We start from the raw sequence: 21,140 nt of genomic DNA, 5'->3' as shown, positions 1-21,140 counted from the left end.
TGCGGTTGGAGAAAATTCACTCCGCCGAGAAGCTCAGAAACCGCAACAGGCGGCCGGCGGAGCAGAATTATCAGGCGACCTGCTCGACCTGCTGCACTTCCGGAACAAAATGCCGGAGCAGGTTCTGAATGCCGTGCTTCAGCGTCGCCGTCGATGACGGGCAACCGGCACAAGCACCCTTCATGTGCAGGAACACGGTGCCGTTCTCGAAGCCGCGGAAGGTGATGTCGCCACCGTCCTGCGCGACCGCCGGGCGCACCCGGGTGTCGAGCAGCTCCTTGATGGTGAGCACCAGCTCCTCGTCGGCCTTGTCGTAGAACTCGCCGGCCTGGCCGGCGTCGTTGGCCGGAGCCGCCGAAGCCATGACCGGCGCGCCGGACATGAAATGCTCCATGATGGCGCCGAGGATTGCCGGCTTCAGGTGCTGCCAGTCCGGACCGTCCTTGGTCACGGTGATGAAGTCGTAGCCGAAGAAGACGCCGGTGACGCCGGGGATCTCGAACAGCCGGCCGGCCAGCGGCGAAGCCTGTGCGGCGCCTTCGGCGTCACGGAAATCGGCGGTGCCGTCGCGCAGCACTTCCTTGCCGGGCAGGAATTTCAGCGTCGCCGGGTTCGGCGTCGATTCGGTCTGGATGAACATGGATATCTCCAGGCCCTTCCGGGCCGATAGTTTGGAATAGTTCTAAATAGGCTCTATCGGCTGGACATTCAAGCGAAACGCGTCGCCCGAACGGCTGGCTGGCGGAATGTTTTTGCCCCGGCGGAGCGCTTCGCCACGGCAAGCCTATCCTCCGACTTCCACGCTGAGTTGTCCACTCGTCTTCTGGATGTTCACCTCGGCGCCGTCCGCCGTGCGCACGAATGCGAGGTCGGCGCTTGCCTCGCCGACCCGCAGCCCGCGAAGCTCGATGCGGCTGACGAAATCGGGCAGTCGCGGCCGCACGATCCGCAGCCTGTTTGCGAAGGCGTCGGGCTCCAGGCCGAGGCAGGTGGTCACCAGGAACGGCACCGCGCCCGCCGCCCATGCCTGCGGGTGGCAGGCCACGGGATAGTGCACCGGCACCTGGAAATCGTTGCGCTGAAAGCCCGCCATCGCCTCCGGCAGCCGGTGATGGCGGAAGTGCATCGCCGCTTCAACAATGGCGGTGAAGATCCGCAGCGCCGGGCCGTCCTCGCCATACCGCCGGCAGCCGGCCGCCAGCAGCGCATTGTCATGCGGCCAGACGGTGCCGAGATGATATCCGACGGGATTGTAGCGCCGCTCCGCGCTCGCGAGCGTGCGCACGCCCCAGCCGTTGAACATGTCGTCCTGCATCAGCCGCCGCACGGTTCGGCGGCCCTTGCCCCGATCCGCGATGCCGGTCCACAGCGCATGGCCCGGGTTGGAGGAAACGACCGCGACCGGGCGGCCGCGCGCCTCGAGCGCCAGCGCGAAAGTGTCCAGGTCCTCACACCAGAAGTCGCGGTTGAACCGTGTCCGAAGCTTTTCGGCCTCGCCGCGAAGCTGAATGGCGCTGTTGCGCTCGCCAATGCGTTCGTAGAGATCGGCGATGGCATGCTTGGCCGCAAACACATAGCCCTGCACCTCGACCAGCGCGATCGGCGGCCTGGCGATGCTGCCGTCGGTCCTGACGATCGCGTCGGCCGAGTCCTTCCACCCCTGGTTGACGAGACCGCTTTCCGAGATGGTGCGGTATTTGACATAGCCTTCGCCATGCCCGTCTCCGGCCTTGGCGATCCAGCCCAAGGCCTTTTCCACCGGCTCCCGCAGTTCGCGGAAGAGCCCCACGTCGCCTGTCCACGCGGCATAGCGGCCGAGAAGCAGCAGGAAGAGCGGGGTCGCGTCCACCGTGCAGTAGAATCTGGCATGCGGGACATTGCCCGCGCGAGCGAGCTCGCCGACGCGCAGCTCATGCAGGATCTTGCCGGGCTGCTCCTCTCGCCATCGATCCGTTCGACGTCCCTGATAGCCGGCGAGAAGGCGCAGCGTCTGGGCGGCGATGTCCGGCTGGAAGGCCAGCATCTCGAGCGCGACGATCAGGCTGTCGCGTCCAAACACCGCGACGTACCACGGCACGCCGGCCGCGAAATACTCCCTGTTGCCAAGATCCGACCTGAGCGCCGCGAGATCGCGCAGCGAACGGTCCATGATGCTGTTGAGCAGCAGGCTGTCGCTGTCGAACTTCGTGTGTTGCTCCAGCCATTTTTCAGTATCCGCCTGAACCGTCCCGGCAAAGGCCTCGAGAGCAAACGCCGGGTGCGGGCTCATTTGCTCGGCCTCCGGCTCTTCCGACAGTTCCCTCAATTCTATGGTGATCGCGATGGTACGCTTTTCTCCTGGCGCGAGATCGAACTGGAACTCGGCCGCCGTTCTGTGCATGGCATCGGGTGCCGGCAAAAAACCGATTGTTGCCGTTCTGCGAACGTGGTCGGCGCCGTGATAGACAAAGTGGAGGCTGCCGTCGCGCCAGGCAGGCCGCTCGCACCTGCCGAGGTTCTTCGGCACCAGTCCGCGCACATTGAAAATGTCCTCGAAGCCGGCGCCGAAGTGTAGGGCCAGCGGAAAGCCATGCGGCTCGTGGCCGAAATTCTGGATGGTCAGAACCTCCCGCACGCATGTTTGCTCCGCATCGAGAATGCGCTCCCAGCGGATGCCGAGCTCGTCCTTGGGAATCAGTCGCCCCCCATCGCAATGCAGGTCGGGATTGGCCAGTTCGAAAAGCGCGGCGTAACCTCTTTGCGCGGTCGAGGCCAACACGATCGGCGGCAAACCGCCCAGCGTCATCTCATAGCCGCCGAGGAAACGGCAGTCGTGGAAATAGAGCCCGAAGCCGTGCTCGCCTTTCAGCGGTATCTGGGCGTCGGGAGCGACGACATAGTAGAGATCGAGATTCTTGACCGTAATCGCGCCGGCGATGCTGTCCACCATGGCCGGGTGCCCCTTGGCGAGCACGCGGTGCCTGCGCTCCTGCTGCGCATGAGGCGTCTGCCGGGCTTTTTGCTGCGATCGCGCTGCCTGCGAGCGCGGCTGCACCGGTGATCCAGTCCCAGCGTTTCGCGGCTTTGACGTGCCGCTACGCCCTGCTTTCCGGGTTGATTCGTCCACCGGCGCTCCTTTGGAATGGCCGTTTCCGTGACCATTCCAAATGGCGCGCCGCCGACACGGGCCAAGGGCTATGGGCTGGTTGATAACATCGATGTGTATCTGCGGATCGGCGACGTTCCAATCGGGCAGGAGGGGCCTTCCCAATTCAGGCCAGGCTCTCGATTTCCTCGTCGGAGAGGTTCTGCGGCACCACGGTGACCGGGATGGGGAAGGCGGCGCCCCGGCCGGCCACCGCACTCACCAGTGGCCCCGGACCTTCCTTGCCGGCGCCGGCCGCCAGCACCAGGATGGCGATGTCCTGGTCTTCCTCGATGAGCTTGTGGATTTCCTCGGTCGGCTTGCCTTCGCGCACCACCAGTTCCGGCTCGATGCCGACCTTCTGGCGCACCTTGCTGGCATAGGTGTCGAGCGCCGCGCGCGCGGTCGCGTTGGCTTCCTCGCGCATGATCTTCTCAACCCCCAGCCAATGCTGGAAATCGTCCGGCTCGATCACATAGAGCAGGACCAGCACGCCGCTGGTGCTCTGTGCGCGCGTCGATGCGTAGGCGACCGCGCGCTCGCATTCCGGCGTATCGTCGATGATCGCCAGGAATTTGCGGCGATGTCCGGCTTCACGGCTGAGGCGTTTGGAAACCATGTCTGTCCGCTCGGTATCAATTCGGCCGCAATCTGCCACCGCCACGGACCGGCGGCAAGCCGCCGGCCGGTATGGCGATCCCAGTCAACCAGCGAGGACCGATCAGTCCTGCAACAGGCCGATGATGTCGCGCACCGTCTTCATCGTGCCTTCGGCGATCGCGCGGGCGCGCTCGCCGCCGTCCTTGAGCACGGCGTCGACATAGGCGCGGTCGCCCTCGATGCGGCGCATCTCCGAGGCGATCGGCGCGAGCTTTTCGACTGCAAGGTCGGCCAGCGCCGGCTTGAACACGGAAAACTGCTGGCCGCCATATTCCTTCAGCACGTCGGCTTTGGAAATTTCGGCGAGGCCGGCATAGATGCCGACCAGGTTTTCGGCTTCCGGCCGGCTTTCCAGCCCGTCGACTTCACTCGGCAAGGCCTCCGGATCGGTCTTGGCCTTGCGGATCTTCTTCGAGATTGTGTCGGCATCGTCGGTGAGGTTGATGCGCGACAGGTCCGACGGGTCCGACTTCGACATCTTCTTCGAGCCATCGCGCAGGCTCATGATGCGCGCCGCAGGACCGCCGATCACCGGTTCGGTGATCGGGAAGTAGCCATTCACCGTCTCTTCGCCGACCTGCATCTCGACGCCGACGCCGAGCGCCGCGATCTTTTCCGAGAAGTCGTTGTTGAATTTTTGCGCGATGTCGCGGGTCAATTCCAGATGCTGCTTCTGGTCCTCGCCCACGGGCACATGGGTGGCGCGGTAGAGCAGGATGTCGGCGGCCATCAGGCTCGGATAGGCGAGCAGGCCGAGCGAGGCGTTCTCGCGGTCCTTGCCGGCTTTGTCCTTGAACTGCGTCATCCGGTACATCCAGCCGATGCGCGCCACGCAGTTGAAGATCCAGGCCAACTCGGCGTGCTGGATGACCCGCGACTGATTGAAGACGATGTGCTTCTTGGGGTCGATGCCCGATGCCAGGAAGGCGGCGGTGATCGAGCGCGTCTGGTCGCCAAGGTCCTGGTGCACGAGCTGCGCCGTCAGCGAATGCAGGTCGACGACGCAATAGATGCAGTCGGATTGTTCCTGGAGGGCGACGAATTTCTTGATGGCGCCGAGATAGTTGCCGAGATGCAAATTGCCGGTCGGCTGGACGCCCGAGAAGACGAGGGGCTTGAAGGCGGACATGATTTCCTCATGGCTTGTGGAGGGCCGTATACGCATGATTCCAAAAAGTTGCAGACTTTTTGGAGCCAATCATGCGGCTGGAAACCGCGCGCGGCGAAAGTCTTGCGACGGCGGGCTTATGGACGAAGGCGAATGCGGGATCAAGACCGCTGTTGCTGAAAGCCAGCTCGAGTTATTCGTCCAAGCCGGTGTTCGATTTCCGCGGCGCAGATTTCGCCGTGCCGCGCTTCACGTTCCGACGGATCATGCCGAAATCGGCGCCACCTGTGCCAAAAGCGGTGATGAAGTAGAGCGCCGCACCCCCGCCGACGAGCGCGAACAGGGTCGTCGCCTTCACCACCAGCGGCGAGCCGGGTCCGAGCCTTGCCGCGAAATAGTGCTCGGCGAAATAGAGCGCGACCGCCATCACAACAGCCGACAGCACCAGCCGGGGAATGCGCTTCAAGAGCGGTATGTCGCGACCCCAGTGGCCGCGCTTTATCAACATGCCGAGCAGCAAAGCCGCGTTGACCCAGCCGGCGACGGCCGAGGCGACAGCGATGCCCGGCGCGCCCATCGAAGGAAACAAGCTCAGCGCGGTGGCGACGTTCACGCCGACGGAGATGGCGGCGAAGATCATCGGCGTGCGCGTGTCCTCGCGCGCGAAATAGCCGGGCGTGAAGGCCTTGATCAGCACGAAGGCCGGCAGGCCGAGGCCGAAGATCGCCAGGATCGAGGCGACGATCGGCGTCGAATGGTTGGCGGCGAAGGCGCCGCGCTCATAGACCAGCCGCACGATCGGCTCCGACATCACCCAAAGCGCCGCGGCCGCCGGCAAGGTCATGAACAGCGTGAACTCGACCGAGCGGTTCTGGAGATTGGCCGCCTCGATCAGATTGCCCGATTTCAAAGCCCGCGACAGCTCCGGCAGCAGCACGATCGCCACCGCGACGCCGACGACGCCGAGCGGCAGCTGGTAGATGCGATCGGCATAGGCGAGCGATGACACGGCGCTGTTCTGCCCGGAGGCAATCGCCGTGCCGATCAGCTGGTTGATTTGGGTGATGCCACCGGTAATAGCGGCCGGCAGCGCCAGGATCAGGAGCCGCTTGACGTTCGGCGTCATCTTGGGTCGGCGGAAGCCGATCGAGATGCCGGCATGGCGCACCGCTACCCAGACGATGGCGAGCTGCACGATGCCCGCCGCCAGCACGCCCCAGGACAGGCCGAAGCCGACATCATGCGCGTCGAGCCCATGATACCAGGCATAGGCGAGCACGCTGATCAGGATGATGTTGAGGAAAGCGGGGGCGATGGCTGCGGCGAAATAGCGGCGCAGCGAGTTCAGCATGCCGGCCATCATGGCGCCGAGCGACATGCAGATCAGATAGGGAAACATGATCGTCGCCAGCCGGACGGTCGTCTCGAACTTGCCCGGAATGTCGGCAAAGCCCGGCGCCACCAGGTAGCGGACGATCAGCGGCATTGCCAGTTCCATGGCGATGGTGAGCGCGAGCAGCGCCGAGAACAGCACGCCGAACACCTCCTCCGAGAAGCGCTTTGCGCCGTCGGTGCCGTGCGTTTCGATCTCCTTGGCGAACAGCGGCACGAAGGCGGCGTTGAAGGCGCCTTCGGCGAACAGCCGGCGGAAGGTGTTGGGAAACTGGAAGGCGGCGTTGAAGGCGTCGGCGACCGGCCCGGTGCCGAGGGCCGCCGCCATCAGCATCTCGCGGCCGAAACCCAGCGCGCGGCTCATCAGCGTGCCGGAGGCGACGGTGGCGAATTTCTTGACAAGGCTCATGCGGAGGATGACTGCCTGCGGAATTGCGTCAAATGGATGGTGATGATCACTCGGCGGCCGCCGCCTTGGCCTTGCCGTTGCGTTCGGGCGCGTTGCCTTCGAGTGTGTCGATCAGCCGCTTGTGAATTGTGGCCGTGCGCGTCGGGCTGTCGATCTTCTGGCCGGTAAGGTCGGTGACATAGAAGGTGTCGATGACCTTTTCGCCGAAGGTGGTGATGTGGGCCGAGGCGATATCGAGCGATAGGTCCGACAGCGCGCCGGTGACCTCTGAGAGCAGGCCGGGCCGGTCCAGCCCCTCGATTTCGATCACGGAAAAACGGTTCGACAGCGTGTTGCGGATCTCGGCGCGCGGCGGAATGCGGAAGGCCTTGGCGCCGCGCTTCGGCTTGGCGCGCTTCTCGATCATCTCGGGCAGCCAGCTCTTGCCGGACAGCACGTCCTCGATCAGCTTGCCGACGCGTTCGGCCCGCCGCCGCTCGTCCTCGTCGCGGTCGAATTCTCTGGAGATCAAAATGGTGTCCAGCGCCCGCCCGTCAGAGGTGGTGAAGATCTGCGCATCGACGATGTTGCCGCCGGCCGCGGCACAGGCGCCGGCGATCACCGACAGCAGGCGCGGATGGTCCGGCGCCAGCACGGTGATCTCGGTTACCGCTTCGAACTCATGCGTCTTCACCATGGTGGCGAGCTTCCTGCCGGCCACATCCGCCTCGCGGACGAATTCGGCGTGCCGCAACTGGTCGGGCAGGTCGACGGTCAGCAGATAGTTTTCGTAGTGCTGGGCGACATAGCGCTTGCGCTCCTTAGCCGGCCATGCGGAAAGCGCCTCGGCCAGCCGCTCGCGCGCGGCGGCGGTGCGCTCGGCCCGCGACACTTCGGAGAAGCCCCCGGTCAACAGCAGCTCGGTCTCGAAATAGAGCGTGCGCAGCAATTGTCCTTTCCAGCCGTTCCATACGCCGGGTCCGACGCCCCGAATGTCGCAGACGGTGAGGATAAGAAGCAGCTTCAGCCGCTCCACCGATTGTACGATCGAGGCAAAATCCTCGATCGTCTTGCGGTCGTTGAGGTCGCGCGTCTGCGCGGTCATCGACATCACGAGATGGTTTTCGACCAGCCAGGCGACGGTCTCGGTGTCGGCGGCCGACAGCCCCATATGCGGACAGATGCGTCGCGCGATCCTGGCGCCGGCCTCCGAATGGTCCTCCGGCCGGCCCTTGGCGATGTCGTGCAGGAGCACCGCGACATAGAGCGCCTCGCGGCTCTTCTTCAGCCCCGGCATCAGCGAGTGGGACAGCGGATGCACCTTGGCGCCGTCGCCGCGCTCGATCTCGGCCAGCACGCCAATGCAGCGGATGAGATGCTCGTCCACCGTATAATGGTGGTACATCGAGAACTGCATCATGGCGACGATCTTGCCGAAGTCGGGGATCAGCTTGCCGAGCAGCCCCGCCTCGTTCATGCGCCTGAGATTGAGCTCGGCATTGCGGTCCGAGGTCAGGATATCGAGGAACAACCGGTTGGCCTCCTCGTCGCGCCTGAGCGACTTGTTGGCCAGGCCGAGCGACCGGGTCAGCAGCTTCAGCGCGTCGGGGTGGAACTCCAGCCCGTGCTTGTCGGCGAACCAGAACAGCCGAAGCAGGTTGACCGGATCGCGTTCGAACACGCTGTCGTCGGCAATGTTGATGCGGTGGTTGTCGACAATGAAGTCGGACGTGCCGGCAAGCTTGCGCTTGCGCCGCGAGAAGGTGAGAAAAATGCGGTTGAAGCCGGGCACATGCTTGGCCTGCTCTTCCTCGAGCGCGGCGCAGAAGATGCGGGTGAGATCCCCGACATCCTTGGCGACCAGGAAGTAGTGCTTCATGAAGCGCTCGACAGCCGACAGCCCGGGATGCGTCGTATAGCCCAGCCGCTCGGCGATCTCGCGCTGGATGTCGAAATGCAGCCGCTCTTCCGCCTTGCCGGTGAGGAAATGCATATGGCAGCGCACCGCCCACAGGAAGTCCTCGGCCTTCTGGAATTCGCGATACTCGGCTTCGGTGAAGACGCCTTTCTCGACCAGTTCCTGGCCGGTACGCACGCGATAGAAGTATTTGCCGATCCAGAACAGCGTCTGCAGATCGCGCAGACCGCCCTTGCCGTCCTTGACATTGGGCTCGACGAGATAGCGGCTCTCGCCCGCCTTGGCGTGGCGCTCGTCGCGTTCGGCGAGCTTGGCCTGCACATATTCGGGTCCGGTGGTGCGCACCACTTCGTGGTCGAAGCGGGTAAGCAGTTCGTCATAGAGCTTGCGTTCGCCCCACAGGAAGCGCGCTTCCAGGATCGAGGTGCGGATGGTGATGTCGGTGCGCGAGAGCCTCAGACACTCTTCGATGTTGCGGGTGGCGTGGCCGACCTTCAGCCCCATGTCCCACAGCATGTAGAGCATGTATTCGACGATCTGCTCGCCCCACGGCGTCTGCTTGTAAGGGAGCAGGAACAACAGGTCGATGTCGGAGCCCGGCGCCAGCGTGCCGCGGCCGTAGCCGCCGACCGCGACCACCGCCATGCGCTCGGCGGCGGATCGGTTTTTGACCTGGTAGACGTGGGTGGCCGCGAAGTCGTAAAGCGCCCGGATCAGCTCGTCCATCAGATGCGACAGCCGCTCGGCGCAGGCATGGCCGCCGCCATCCTGCTTCAGCATCGCCTCGGCGATCGTTCGCCCTTCCGCGAGCTTGCCCTTGAGCAGTTGGAGAACCGCTGTGCGGGCAGCCTTGCCGGAGCCGTCGCCTGCGCTCGGCGCCGTCAGCGCAGTCATGTCGCGGCGCAAAGCGTCGCCATCGATGATTTCGTCGAGTTTGAGGGAGATCTTGGCCATTCGCGGCGTCTATAGCGCGTTTTCTTCGCGCTGTGTATGGGGCGTGCGACAGGCCGAATTCCATCACGCGGAAGGTGCGTTCGACGCTCAGCCGATCAACTTTATAGACTAAAAAATCGAAACTGACCCTTGACCTTCCAGTTACTGGAAGGACTACCTCCGCCTCAATCCGAGAGTTCCGAGGCATTTGCTGATGACCCATTCCGACCATAACCATCATCATGCGCACGGCGCATCCTGCTGTTCGGGGAAGAATGCTCGGCCTGCGACCGAAGCGGTGATTCGCGACCCCGTCTGCGGCATGGCGGTCGATTCCGCGGCCGGCAAGCCGGCGGCCGAGCATGGCGGCAGGACCTTTCATTTCTGCAGCGAGCGCTGCCGCACGAAGTTCCAGGCCGAGCCGGACAAATATCTGACGGCCACCGATCCCGTCTGCGGCATGAATGTCGACCGCGCGAGCGCCAGGCATTTTGTCCGACACGAGGGGCAGGGTTTCTATTTCTGTTCGGCCGGATGCAAGGACGAGTTCGAAGCCGAGCCGGCAAAGTACCTTGCCGGCCGGCCTGCGCCGCAGCCGATGCCTAAGGGCACGCAATACACCTGTCCGATGCATCCCGAGATCATCCGCGACAGGCCCGGCTCCTGCCCGATCTGCGGCATGGCGCTGGAGCCGATGGGCGTGCCCTCCGGCGACGAAGGCCCGAATCCGGAGCTGGTCGATTTCACCCGCCGCTTCCGGGTCAGCGCCGTGCTTTCGCTGCCGCTTCTGATCATCGCAATGGCGCCGATGCTCGGCGTCAGCTTCGAAAGCTTCGTCGACGGCCGCACGAAGACATGGGCAGAGCTGGCGCTGGCGAGCCCGGTGGTGCTGTGGGCGGCGTTCCCGTTCTTCCATCGTGGCTGGGCATCGCTGCTCAACCGCAGTCCCAACATGTGGACGCTGATTTCGCTCGGCGTCGGCGCTGCCTATCTCTTCAGCCTTGTCGCGACGCTGTTCCCGGATGTCTTCCCGCACCAGTTTCGCGGCCATGATGGCAGCGTGCCGGTTTATTTCGAGGCGGCCGCGGTCATCGTCGCGCTGGTGTTCCTCGGCCAGGTGCTGGAACTGCGCGCCCGCGAGCGCACGGGCTCGGCCATTCGCGCCTTGCTCGACCTTGCCCCAAAGACGGCGCGCCTGATCGGCGCCGACGGGTCCGAGAAGGACGTGCCGCTCGACAGCGTCAAGACCGGGGACAGGCTCCGTATCCGTCCCGGTGACGCCGTGCCGGTCGACGGCATCGTGCTCGAGGGGCGCTCGGCCATCGAGGAATCGATGATCACCGGCGAGCCGCTGCCGGTCGAGAAGTCGGAGGGCGATTCGCTCACCGGCGGCACGCTCAACAAGAACGGCTCCCTCATCATGCATGCCGAAAAGGTCGGCGCCGAGACCACGCTTTCGCGCATCGTCGAAATGGTCGCCAAGGCGCAGCGCTCGCGCGCGCCGATCCAGGGGCTGGCAGATCGCGTTTCCTTTTACTTCGTGCCGGCTGTCGTGCTGGTGGCGATCATCGCCTTCATTGTATGGTCGCTCTTCGGCCCCGAGCCCAGCCTGGCCTTCGCCATCGTGTCGGCGGTGTCGGTGCTGATCATCGCCTGTCCCTGCGCGCTCGGCTTGGCCACGCCGATGTCGATCATGACTGCGACCGGCCGCGGCGCGCATGCCGGCGTGCTGATCAAGGAAGCGGCGGCGTTGGAGCGCTTCGCCTCCGTCGACACACTGTTCGTCGACAAGACCGGCACCTTGACCGAGGGCCGGCCGCGGCTGACCGATGTCGTCGCCACCGAAGGCATTGCGGAGAATGAATTGCTGGCGCTCGCCGCGACGCTCGAAAAGGGCTCGGAACACCCGCTCGCCGAGGCGATCGTCGAAGGTGCCGCCGAACGCGGCGCCAAGCTTGCAGGTGCCGAGGACTTCGAGGCGATAACCGGCAAGGGCGTTGCCGGTACCGTGTCCGGCAGGAAGGTTGCGCTCGGCAATGCGGCGATGATGGCCGACCTCGGCGTCGACACCGCGCCCGTTTCCGCCAGCGCGGAGGCGCTGCAGGCCGAAGGCAAGACGGCGATGTTCGTTGCCGTCGGCGGCAAGCTTGCCGGCCTGGTTGCCGTCGCCGATCCGGTCAAGGCAACCACGGCCGAGGCGATCAAGGCGCTGCACGACAAGGGCTTGAGGATCATCATGGCGACCGGCGACAACGAGCGCACGGCAAAAGCGATCGCGGGCAGGCTCGGCATCGACGAGGTCCGCGCCGGGCTGCTGCCGGATCAGAAGGCGGCACTTGTCGACGAACTGCGCGCCAGGGGCGCCGGCATCGCCATGGCCGGCGACGGCGTCAACGATGCGCCGGCGCTTGCCGGAGCCGATGTCGGCATCGCCATGGGCACCGGCGCGGACGTCGCGGTCGAAAGTGCCGGCATCACGCTGGTCAAGGGCGATCTCAACGGCATCGTCAGAGCCCGCACACTGGCCCAGGCGACGATCCGCAACATTCGCCAGAACCTGTTCTTCGCCTTCCTCTACAACGTGCTCGGCGTGCCGGTCGCCGCCGGAGTGCTCTACCCGCTCACCGGTATGCTTCTGTCGCCGATGATCGCAGCGGCGGCGATGAGCCTGTCGTCGGTCTCGGTGATCGGCAACGCGCTGCGGCTGAGAACGTTGAAACTCTGAGCGACGCCCCCAAATACGACATTCCATTCAACAGGAGATATTGGATGACCTTGGCCAAGAAGATTGTGCTGCTGCTGATGGCGGCGGGAATGCTGATCGCGGTGTTCCTCGAAAGCGTGCCCGCGCAATCGGACGAAATGAAGCACGACATGTCCGGGATGGCCATGGGCGCGGACAGCCCCGCAACCGCTGGCTACAAGGCGGCCACGGACAAGATGCACAAGGACATGATGCTCAACTACACCGGCAATGCCGATGTCGATTTCGTCCGCGGCATGATCCCGCATCACCAGGGAGCCATCGACATGGCCAAGGTGGTGATCGCCAACGGCAAGGACCCGGAAATCCGCAAGCTCGCCGAGAACGTCGTCAAGGCGCAGGAAGCCGAGATCAAAAAAATGCAGGATTGGCTTGCCAAGCATCCGGTGAACTAGTTTCCCGCGCCGGAAATCCGGACGAAGGCGAGGACTTCGGCCTGGATTTTCGGCCATGCTTGTGCTGCGATCCAGCCTCACGCGGAGCAGGCCATGTCTTCTAAAATCAGAACCACTTTCCTGCCGTCAGGCGAAGCCGTTCCGGTGCTGGGTCAAGGCACGTGGAAGATGGGTGAGGACGGCCGGCGCCGCGCCGATGAGGTCGCGGCGCTAAGGCTTGGGCTGGATCTCGGCATCACGCTTATCGATACGGCGGAAATGTATGCCGGCGGCGGCGCCGAGGAGGTGGTGGCGGAAGCCATCGCCGGGCGCCGCGACGAGACTTTTCTGGTTTCCAAGGTGCTGCCGTCCAACGCCTCGCGCGCCGGCGTCAAGCGGGCCTGCGAGAACAGTCTGAAACGGCTCGCCACCGACCGCATCGACCTCTATCTGCTGCACTGGCCGGGCAGCGTGCCGCTGTCGGAAACGATCGAAGCCTTCGAGGCCTTGAAGGCGGCCGGCAAGATCCGCCATTGGGGCGTCAGCAATTTCGATACCGACGAGATGGAGGAATTGGTCGGCCTACCCTCCGGCGCCAACGTCCAGACCAACCAAGTCCTCTACAATCTCTCTCGGCGCGGTCCGGAATTCGACCTCGCGCCCTGGAGTCTTGAGCGCGGCATCGCGCTGATGGCCTATTCGCCGGTCGAGCAGGGCGCGCTCGCGCGCAACGCCAGGCTCGATGCCGTTGCTGCCCGCCACAACGCCACGGCGGCGCAGGTCGCGCTTGCCTGGGTAATGGCGCAAAAAGGCGTCATCGCCATCCCGAAGGCCAGCCGGCAGGAGCACGTCCGCCAGAATGCTGCGGCGCTCGACCTAGTCTTGACGGCGGAAGACCTTGCCGACCTTGACCGCGCCTTTCCGCCGCCGACGCGCAAGCGCGGGTTGGAGATGATCTAGGCGCGCTCGCAATGACGCTGGAAAGCCTTATTTCGCCGCCAGCCCCTTAAGCCTGTAGAGCGCCTCCAGCGCCTCGCGCGGCGTCATTTCGTCGGGGTTGATCGCCCCCAGTGCTTCGCCCAGCACGTCGTTCTTCGCCGGCTTCGGCGCTTCGCGCTTCACCGCCACCGAAAACAGGGGTAGGTCGTCGACCAGCCGGTTGGTCTTGCCGGAAACTTCGCCTTCCTCGAGCTGGTGCAGCACTTGCTTGGCGCGCGCCACCACCGCTTCCGGCAGTCCGGCGAGCCGAGCCACCTGCACGCCGTAAGAACGGTCGGCGGCACCCTTGCCGACCTCGTGCAGGAAGACGACGTCGCCCTCCCATTCCTTGACCCGCATGGTGACGTTGGAGAGCCGCGAAAGCTTGCCGGCCAGCGCCGTCATCTCGTGGAAATGCGTGGCGAAGATCGCACGACAACGGTTCTTCTCATGCAGATATTCGACCGCCGCCCAGGCGATCGACAGACCGTCGAAGGTCGCGGTGCCGCGGCCGATCTCGTCAAGGATGACCAGTGCCCGCTCTCCGGCCTGGTTTAGGATCGCCGCGGTCTCGACCATCTCGACCATGAAGGTCGAGCGGCCGCGCGCGAGATCGTCCGAGGCGCCGACGCGCGAGAACAGCCGGTCGACGACACCGATATGGGCGCTTTCGGCCGGCACGAAGGAGCCGGTCTGGGCAAGGATGGCGATCAGCGCGTTCTGCCTCAGGAAGGTCGACTTGCCGCCCATGTTCGGGCCGGTGAGCAGCCAGATGGCGCCGGCCTTTGCCCCGTTTTCGGGCGAGAGGTCGCAGTCATTGGCGACGAACGGGCCTTCGCCTGATCGCCTGAGCGCCTGTTCGACCACCGGGTGGCGGCCGCCGGCAATCTCGAAGGCGAGGCTGGAATCCACGACCGGCCGGCACCAGCCCTCGCTTTCGGACAGCAGCGCCAAGGCCGACGATACGTCGAGGACTGCAAGTGCCTCGGCCCCGGCGCGGATGCTGTCGGCCTCGCTCACCACTTCAGCCGTCAGCCGGTCGAAGGTGGCAAGCTCGATGCCCAGCGCCTTATCGGCGGCATTGACGATCTTCGATTCCAGCTCCGCCAGTTCCGTCGTTGTGAAGCGCATGGCGTTGGCCATCGTCTGGCGATGGATGAAGCGCGCCTTCGCAGCGTCGCTGCCGGTCATGATCGAATGATGGTTGGCCGTCACCTCGATATAGTAGCCGAGCACGTTGTTGTGCCGGATCTTCAGCGAGCGGATGCCGGTCTCCTCGATCAACGAGCGCTCCAGCCCGGCGATCACCTTTCGCGACTCATCGCGCAGCGCCCGCATCTCGTCGAGTTCGGCATTGTAGCCTGATCGCACGAAGCCGCCGTCGCGCCTGATGAGCGGCAATTCGTCGTCGAGCGCCTCGCTGAGATGGCGGGCGAGCGCCTTGGGCAAGCCATGGATCGCCGCGAGCGCCGCGGCGAGTTCGGCGGGGAGCGGCGTCGTCGCAAACAGTGCGGCGATCGCGCCCGCGGCCTCGAAGCCGGCGCTGAGCGCGCCAAGGTCGCGCGGGCCGCCGCGGTTGAGCGCCAGCCTGGAGAGCGCCCTCGGCATGTCGGCGACACTTTTCAGGTTCGTTCGCAATCCCTGGCAAAGCCGCGCTTCGGCGCGAAAGAACGACACCGAATCCAGCCTAGCGGAAATCAATGCCGGGTCGGTCAGCGGCGCCATCAGCCGGTCGGCGAGCAGTCTCGCCCCGCCCCCGGTCACGGTTCGGTCGATCGCCTTGAACAGCGAGCCTTCGCGGCTGCCGGATAGCGTGCGCAGGAGTTCCAGATTGGCGCGCGTCGCCGGGTCGATGAAAAGCGTCGAGCCGTTCTCCTCGCGCTCGGGCCGCGACAGCGGCGGCCGTTCGGCCTTCTGCGTCTTCTCGACATAGGCGATGGCGCCCGAGATCGCCGACAGCTCGGCACGCGAGAAACTGCCGAAACTGTCCGGGGTCGCCACCTCGAAGAAGCGGGCGATGCGACCCGTGGCCGACGCCGAATCGAACAGCGATGGCGGCTGCGGGTTGGCGACCCGGCCGAGCACGTCGAAGACCGGCCGCAGCTCCGCGTCATGGAACACCGGCTCGGCGACGATCAGCTCGCGCGGATCGACGCGGAAAATGTCGGCAAGCAGCCGTTCGGCCGAGGTTTCAGCCACCCGAAACGCGCCCGTCGAGATGTCGATCCAGGCAAGCGCGAAACTGCCTTGGCTGGCTGCATTGCCGCCCTTCACTCGCCCCAGCGCCATCAGGAAGCTCGACTCCGAGGGTGCAAGCAGCTTGTCCTCGGTGATGGTGCCCGGCGTGACCAGCCGCACCACGTCGCGGCGCACCACCGATTTCGAGCCACGCTTCTTGGCTTCCGCCGGGTCCTCGATCTGCTCGCACACGGCAACGCGGAAGCCCTGCGCGATCAGCTTCTGCAGATAATCGTCCGCCGCATGCACCGGCACGCCGCACATCGGGATGTCGTGGCCCTGGTGCTTGCCGCGCCGCGTGAGCACGATGCCGAGCGCCTGGCTCGCCTTTTCGGCGTCGTCGAAGAACAGCTCGTAGAAATCGCCCATGCGGTAGAACAGAAGCGAATCCGGGTTCGCCGCCTTGATCTCGATATACTGCTCCATCATCGGCGTGACGCCGCCCATGGTGGGCGCCGGCGTCGTCGTTTCCTGGGCGTCGGTATCGGTCGGCATGTGCATGTTCATGCCCGAACGCTAGCAGATGTGGCAGGGCGGTTTAATGCCGGAGGCTCGAAAAGCAGGGGAAAGCGCGAGCCATGCTGCCAACTCGCCGTCAATCGGTCCGCCGCATTGCCGGCCTTCTGCGTTGAAGCAGCTTCGCCCGGCTTGTCGGTTTACAGTCGCCGCGTGTAGCCTTAATCGGTGGGAACTATAAGCAAGCAGCCGTCCCAAGCGGTGCCGCACAGGCGAGGAAATCAAAAGCATCATGGCCAGGAAAACCGAAAGCAGCGGGCCCTCCGTCAGCGCGCAGGAGGCGCTCGAATTCCACGCCATGGGTCGGCCGGGCAAGCTGGAGATCGTCGCCACCAAGCCGATGGCGACGCAACGCGATCTGAGCCTCGCCTACTCGCCGGGCGTCGCCGTTCCTGTGCGCGCAATCGCGGAGGATCCAAGCCGCGCCTTCGACTACACGACGCGCGGCAACATGGTCGCCGTCATCTCCAACGGCACCGCAATCCTCGGTCTTGGCAATCTCGGCGCCCTGGCCTCGAAGCCGGTCATGGAAGGCAAGTCGGTGCTGTTCAAGCGCTTCGCCGATGTCGATTCGATCGACCTCGAAGTGGCGACCGAGGACGCCGACGAATTCATCAACTGCGTGCGCTTCCTCGGACCTTCCTTCGGCGGCATCAATCTCGAGGACATCAAGGCGCCGGAATGCTTCGTCATCGAGCAGCGGCTCCGCGAGCTGATGGACATCCCCGTCTTTCACGACGACCAGCACGGCACCGCCATCATCTCGGCCGCCGGGCTGATCAACGCGCTGGAGATCACCGGCCGCGACATGAAGACCACGAAAATGGTCTGCAACGGCGCGGGCGCAGCGGGCATCGCCTGTATCGAATTGATGAAGGCGATGGGCTTTTCGCCGGAGAATATCATCCTGTGCGACACCAAGGGCGTGGTCTTCCAGGGCCGCACCGAAGGCATGAACCAGTGGAAGTCGGCGCATGCGGTCAAGACCGAGGCGCGCTCGCTCGCCGAAGCGCTTGACGGCTGCGACGTTTTCCTAGGGCTCTCGGCCAAGGGCGCGCTGACCCCCGCCATGGTGCAGTCGATGGCGAAGAACCCGATCATCTTCGCCATGGCCAATCCGGATCCGGAGATCACGCCCGAGGAAGTGGGCGAGATTCGCACCGACGCCATCATGGCCACCGGCCGCTCGGATTACCCGAACCAGGTCAACAATGTGCTGGGTTTCCCTTACATCTTCCGCGGCGCGCTGGATGTCAGGGCGACCACCATCAATGACGAGATGAAGATCGCCGCCGCACGCGCCCTGGCCGAGCTGGCGCGCCAGGACGTGCCCGACGACGTCGCCGCCGCCTATCAGGGCAACCGGCCGAAATTCGGCCCCAACTACATCATCCCGGTGCCGTTCGATCCGCGCCTGATCTCGGCGATCCCGCTTGCCGTGGCCAAGGCCGCGATGGAGTCCGGCGTCGCCCGCAAGCCGATCCTCGATCTCGACCGCTACGCGCATGAGCTCTCCGCCCGCCGCGATCCGATCGCCTCGACCTTGCAGCGCATCTACGACCGCGTCCGCCGCCAGCCCAAGCGCATCGTCTTCGCCGAAGGCGAGGAGGAGCAGGTGATGCGCGCCGCCGTCTCCTACGTGAACCAGAGGCTGGGCACGGCGATCCTGCTCGGCCGCGACGACGTCATCAAGGAGAATGCCCGCAACGCCGGCATCGAGCTCAACAAACAAGGCCTCGAGATCATCAATGCCAGGCTGTCGCGCCGCAATGGGATCTACACCGACTATCTCTACGAACGTATGCAGCGCAAAGGCTACCTGTTCCGCGACTGTCAGCGCCTGATCAACAACGACCGCAACCATTTCGCCGCCTGCATGGTGGCGCTGGGCGACGCCGACGGCATCGTTACCGGCGTGACCCGCAACTATTCCACCGCGCTCGACGACGTGCGCCGCGTCATCGACGCCAAGCCAGGCCACCGCGTGATCGGCGTCTCGATCGTGCTGGCAAGGGGCCGCACCGTGCTGGTTGCCGACACCGCGGTGCACGACATGCCGAATGCCGAGCAGATCGCCGATATCGCCGAGGAGGCGGCCGGGTTTGCCCGCCGCATGGGCTACGAGCCGAGGATTGCGATGCTCGCCTACTCCACTTTCGGTCATCCGCAGGGCGAGCGCTCCGAGCGCGTGCAGGAAGCGGTGCGCATCCTCGATAAGCGCCGCGTCGACTTCGAATATGACGGCGAGATGGCTGCCGACGTGGCGCTGAACCCGCGCGCCATGGCGCAGTACCCGTTCATCAGGCTGACCGGTTCGGCCAATGTGCTGGTCATGCCCGCCTTCCACTCGGCCTCGATCTCGACCAAGATGCTGCAGGAACTCGGCGGCTCGACCGTCATCGGCCCGCTGCTGGTCGGTCTGAACAAGCCGGTGCAGATCGTCTCGCTCAACGCCAAGGACTCAGACATCGTCAACATGGCGGCGATCGCGGCCTATACGGCGGGGAACTAATGCATGTCGCCCAGCAGTATGCTCGGTTCTGGGACAACGACATGCATCAAATCAAAGGACTTGAAGCGCGTCGTCTGAATCCGTTTCAGCGCGACACGCTTTAAGGCGCGATTTGCACGGGACCTTCGCCGACCCGAAGGCAAAAAGGCCCGCGGCGGACGCCGCGGGCCTTTTCAGTAGGTTGGGAGGTCCGATCAGAACGAGCGCTGGAAGCGGAGGATACCGCCGAGGCTGCTCTTTTTGTTGGCCTTGGTCCAATTGTTGAAGTCGGCGTCGCCGAATTTGCCAGCGTTGAGGTAATCGACTTCGGCCGTGACCGTGAAGCCGGGCACGACGGTATAGGCAACGTTGGCGGCGACACCCAGGTTCTTCCATTCGTCATACGAGATCTGGGCGTTGAACGCGGTCTTGTCGTTGAACTTGTAGGTGCCACCGCCCCAGATTGCCCAGTTGCCGCCCCACTGCTTGTAGAAGCCGCGACCGCTGGCATCGATGGCGTTGCCGGCATTGTCATTGAGGTTGTCGTCGGTGCCGTAGCCGCCCATGACGAACAACGTCAGTTCCTTGCTGACATTGACGTCCAAGCGAACCTTGCCGGCGACTTCCTCGTAATTGCTGTCATAGGCGACGACGCCGGTGACCGCACCCCAGTCGCCCTTGTACTTCACGCCGCCGACGACATGCGGAACATAGCTGTCGATGGTGCCGACCCTGCCAGCGCCTTCTTCGAGCGAGACCAACCCAGTGAAGCCGTTGCCTGCATCGAAATAGTACTGAACGACGTTGCTCTCCTGGCCGCCATACGGGACCAGCGTATCCTGGATGACGGCGCCGGCATAACCGATGAACGTATCGAAAGCCGTATCGTCCTTACCGACGCGGAGACCACCGAGCTGGATCCAGGCGAAGCGCAGCGAGAGCGCTTTGTTACGGCCCTGCCAATCGTCCGCATTTGAAGCGTTCTGATTGAGAAAGTCGCCGTTGCTGTTGCCGTAATTGAAGCGGGTCTCGGTGTAGGTCTTGAGGGTACCGAGTTCGGTTTCCTGACCGGTCCAGGTCTTCAGCGTGAAGCGGGTGTTCTTATAGAAACTCGAATGCGTGCTGCCGGCGTCCTGATGGTCTGGCACATGGTTGACACCGTCGAGGGAACCGACATCGCCGACGCCGATGTCGTAGCGGACGTAGCCTCCGATGCGCAGGCAGGTCTCGGTGCCGGGGATATAGAAGTAACCCGCGCCGTAGACGTCGCAGATCTTGACGTATTCGGCCGGTTCCGGCTCGGCGACGGTGACCGCGTCGGCGGCGCGGGCGCCCGAAACTGCGACCAAGGCCGCAGCGGAGCCGAGTAGAAGGCTCTTGATGTTCATTTTCTTGAATCTCCAGTCAAAGGTTCAAGACAGGTTTGCGTATGACCCCACAGGCTCCGCTGCCCCTGTCCCCATCGTTGAAAAAGTCGCGCACCGGCGCCGCTTCTTCGCCCTCGACATGGCCTAATTGGCTGTCGTTAACAACAGAGATTGTGTCTGAAAAACGCCTTTTGGACTCTTATGGAAGTCTTGTTGCGCAAATATCACGTCACATATTTGAAAGAATGGCACATATTGCACAATATATACGTTAGAGATGGTATTTTTGACTTTGAAATCCCATATGTGCCGTTTATTACGGTTTTATGACAAATGTATAACCGCCTAATGACTCTTGAAGCGGCGCACAAAAACGTGGACCAGCATCCGTGAAAATGGGGGATCAGGACAGGTTGCGCGCGACGCGAACCACATCCTCGATCATGTCCTCGCGCAGCATTTCGATGGGGGTGCGGCCATCGAGCTCGGGGGAAGGCCGGGTCAGCCAGAACCAAGCCAGCCTCGGATTGGTGATGGCTGCCAACACCTCGCCTATACCCGGGGCCGGCCTGCCGTCGACGAACTGGGCGAGCGGGAAGACATGCTTGCGGCCGCCTTTGCGCAGCGCGACGACGCTCACAGCGCCTTTGCCAGCGATGCAGGGTCGAGCGCGGGATGTGGAATCTTTCCTCCAGGTAGGTCGACCCCGCAACTTCGCCGGCCCAGTCTTCGATGAGCATCGACTGGAGATCGGAGGCTCGCTCGGCCAAGGGCGGGGAGGCGGGCCTGGCAGGCCGGATCGTCGGGCATTCGTCCATGGTGTCGGCGTCTGCCGGGTCGGCGCGCGCGATTCTTTCCGCCATCGCACGGAAAAACGCTGAGGTCAGCC

12 protein-coding genes and 1 pseudogene are annotated in these 21,140 nt (G+C 64.3%); 4 read left to right on the top strand and 9 right to left on the bottom strand.

Annotated features, from left to right (window positions below; genetic code table 11):
- Positions 1–70 precede the first annotated feature (70 nt).
- The 6 genes from EOA32_RS11325 to EOA32_RS11300 all read right to left on the bottom strand — a co-directional run bounded on the left by EOA32_RS11325 (position 71) and on the right by EOA32_RS11300 (position 9,544).
- Entirely contained in the window at positions 71–640 is a 570-nt protein-coding gene (locus EOA32_RS11325; protein WP_067003527.1) for a NifU family protein, read from the bottom strand.
- 144 nt (positions 641–784) lie between these two features.
- Positions 785–3,034 (bottom strand): glycogen debranching N-terminal domain-containing protein, encoded by a 2,250-nt coding sequence (locus EOA32_RS11320; RefSeq protein WP_128371783.1) that lies wholly within the window; start codon positions 3,032–3,034, stop codon positions 785–787.
- Between the two features lie 217 nt (positions 3,035–3,251).
- Entirely contained in the window at positions 3,252–3,743 is a 492-nt protein-coding gene (locus EOA32_RS11315) for a universal stress protein (protein WP_067003529.1), read from the bottom strand.
- Between the two features lie 102 nt (positions 3,744–3,845).
- Positions 3,846–4,913 carry a tryptophan--tRNA ligase gene (gene trpS, locus EOA32_RS11310; protein ID WP_067003531.1) on the bottom strand — a complete coding sequence of 356 codons (1,068 nt, stop codon included), beginning with the start codon at positions 4,911–4,913 and terminating at the stop codon, positions 3,846–3,848.
- Between the two features lie 172 nt (positions 4,914–5,085).
- Entirely contained in the window at positions 5,086–6,693 is a 1,608-nt protein-coding gene (murJ, locus tag EOA32_RS11305) for a murein biosynthesis integral membrane protein MurJ (protein ID WP_128371782.1), read from the bottom strand.
- A 46-nt stretch (positions 6,694–6,739) separates the two neighbouring features.
- A complete protein-coding gene (locus tag EOA32_RS11300; RefSeq protein WP_095831236.1) occupies positions 6,740–9,544 on the bottom strand; it encodes a [protein-PII] uridylyltransferase in 2,805 nt (934 codons plus the stop codon).
- 193 nt (positions 9,545–9,737) lie between these two features.
- Between EOA32_RS11300 and EOA32_RS11295 the strand changes: the two genes are divergently transcribed.
- The 3 genes from EOA32_RS11295 (at position 9,738) to EOA32_RS11285 (ending at position 13,621) form a co-directional block, all read left to right on the top strand.
- Complete coding sequence (locus tag EOA32_RS11295) at positions 9,738–12,248, top strand: heavy metal translocating P-type ATPase (protein WP_128371781.1); 2,511 nt, start codon at positions 9,738–9,740, stop codon at positions 12,246–12,248.
- Positions 12,249–12,292: 44 nt separating this feature from the next.
- Entirely contained in the window at positions 12,293–12,682 is a 390-nt protein-coding gene (locus EOA32_RS11290; RefSeq protein WP_095777061.1) for a DUF305 domain-containing protein, read from the top strand.
- A 93-nt stretch (positions 12,683–12,775) separates the two neighbouring features.
- Entirely contained in the window at positions 12,776–13,621 is an 846-nt protein-coding gene (locus EOA32_RS11285; RefSeq protein WP_128371780.1) for an aldo/keto reductase, read from the top strand.
- Positions 13,622–13,648: 27 nt separating this feature from the next.
- Here the strand turns inward: EOA32_RS11285 and mutS are convergent, their stop codons facing one another.
- Positions 13,649–16,372 carry a DNA mismatch repair protein MutS gene (gene mutS / locus EOA32_RS11280; protein ID WP_245499242.1) on the bottom strand — a complete coding sequence of 908 codons (2,724 nt, stop codon included), beginning with the start codon at positions 16,370–16,372 and terminating at the stop codon, positions 13,649–13,651.
- A 253-nt stretch (positions 16,373–16,625) separates the two neighbouring features.
- Between mutS and EOA32_RS11275 the strand changes: the two genes are divergently transcribed.
- A complete protein-coding gene (locus EOA32_RS11275) occupies positions 16,626–18,905 on the top strand; it encodes an NADP-dependent malic enzyme (RefSeq protein WP_128371778.1) in 2,280 nt (759 codons plus the stop codon).
- Positions 18,906–19,099: 194 nt separating this feature from the next.
- Here the strand turns inward: EOA32_RS11275 and EOA32_RS11270 are convergent, their stop codons facing one another.
- Entirely contained in the window at positions 19,100–20,272 is a 1,173-nt protein-coding gene (locus EOA32_RS11270) for a porin (RefSeq protein WP_095780197.1), read from the bottom strand.
- A 382-nt stretch (positions 20,273–20,654) separates the two neighbouring features.
- Positions 20,655–21,140, bottom strand: a pseudogene (locus EOA32_RS11265) (antitoxin Xre/MbcA/ParS toxin-binding domain-containing protein); the annotation flags it as partial.

This window comes from Mesorhizobium sp. M1A.F.Ca.ET.072.01.1.1, from assembly GCF_004023325.1.
Lineage (GTDB): Bacteria > Pseudomonadota > Alphaproteobacteria > Rhizobiales > Rhizobiaceae > Mesorhizobium.
The sequence above is the reverse complement of the archived record's forward strand: the minus strand, read 5'-3'. Positions and strand labels throughout refer to the sequence as shown.

Excerpts from the sequence above, each read along its gene's own strand:
- murJ (WP_128371782.1), bottom strand. The coding sequence starts at position 6,693 with ATGAGCCTTGTCAAGAAATTCGCCACCGTCGCCTCCGGCACGCTGATG.
- trpS (WP_067003531.1), bottom strand. The coding sequence starts at position 4,913 with ATGTCCGCCTTCAAGCCCCTCGTCTTCTCGGGCGTCCAGCCGACCGGC.
- EOA32_RS11300 (WP_095831236.1), bottom strand. The coding sequence starts at position 9,544 with ATGGCCAAGATCTCCCTCAAACTCGACGAAATCATCGATGGCGACGCT.
- EOA32_RS11285 (WP_128371780.1), top strand. The coding sequence starts at position 12,776 with ATGTCTTCTAAAATCAGAACCACTTTCCTGCCGTCAGGCGAAGCCGTT.
- EOA32_RS11315 (WP_067003529.1), bottom strand. The coding sequence starts at position 3,743 with ATGGTTTCCAAACGCCTCAGCCGTGAAGCCGGACATCGCCGCAAATTC.
- mutS (WP_245499242.1), bottom strand. The coding sequence starts at position 16,372 with ATGCCGACCGATACCGACGCCCAGGAAACGACGACGCCGGCGCCCACC.
- EOA32_RS11325 (WP_067003527.1), bottom strand. The coding sequence starts at position 640 with ATGTTCATCCAGACCGAATCGACGCCGAACCCGGCGACGCTGAAATTC.
- EOA32_RS11275 (WP_128371778.1), top strand. The coding sequence starts at position 16,626 with ATGGCCAGGAAAACCGAAAGCAGCGGGCCCTCCGTCAGCGCGCAGGAG.
- EOA32_RS11270 (WP_095780197.1), bottom strand. The coding sequence starts at position 20,272 with ATGAACATCAAGAGCCTTCTACTCGGCTCCGCTGCGGCCTTGGTCGCA.
- EOA32_RS11295 (WP_128371781.1), top strand. The coding sequence starts at position 9,738 with ATGACCCATTCCGACCATAACCATCATCATGCGCACGGCGCATCCTGC.
- EOA32_RS11290 (WP_095777061.1), top strand. The coding sequence starts at position 12,293 with ATGACCTTGGCCAAGAAGATTGTGCTGCTGCTGATGGCGGCGGGAATG.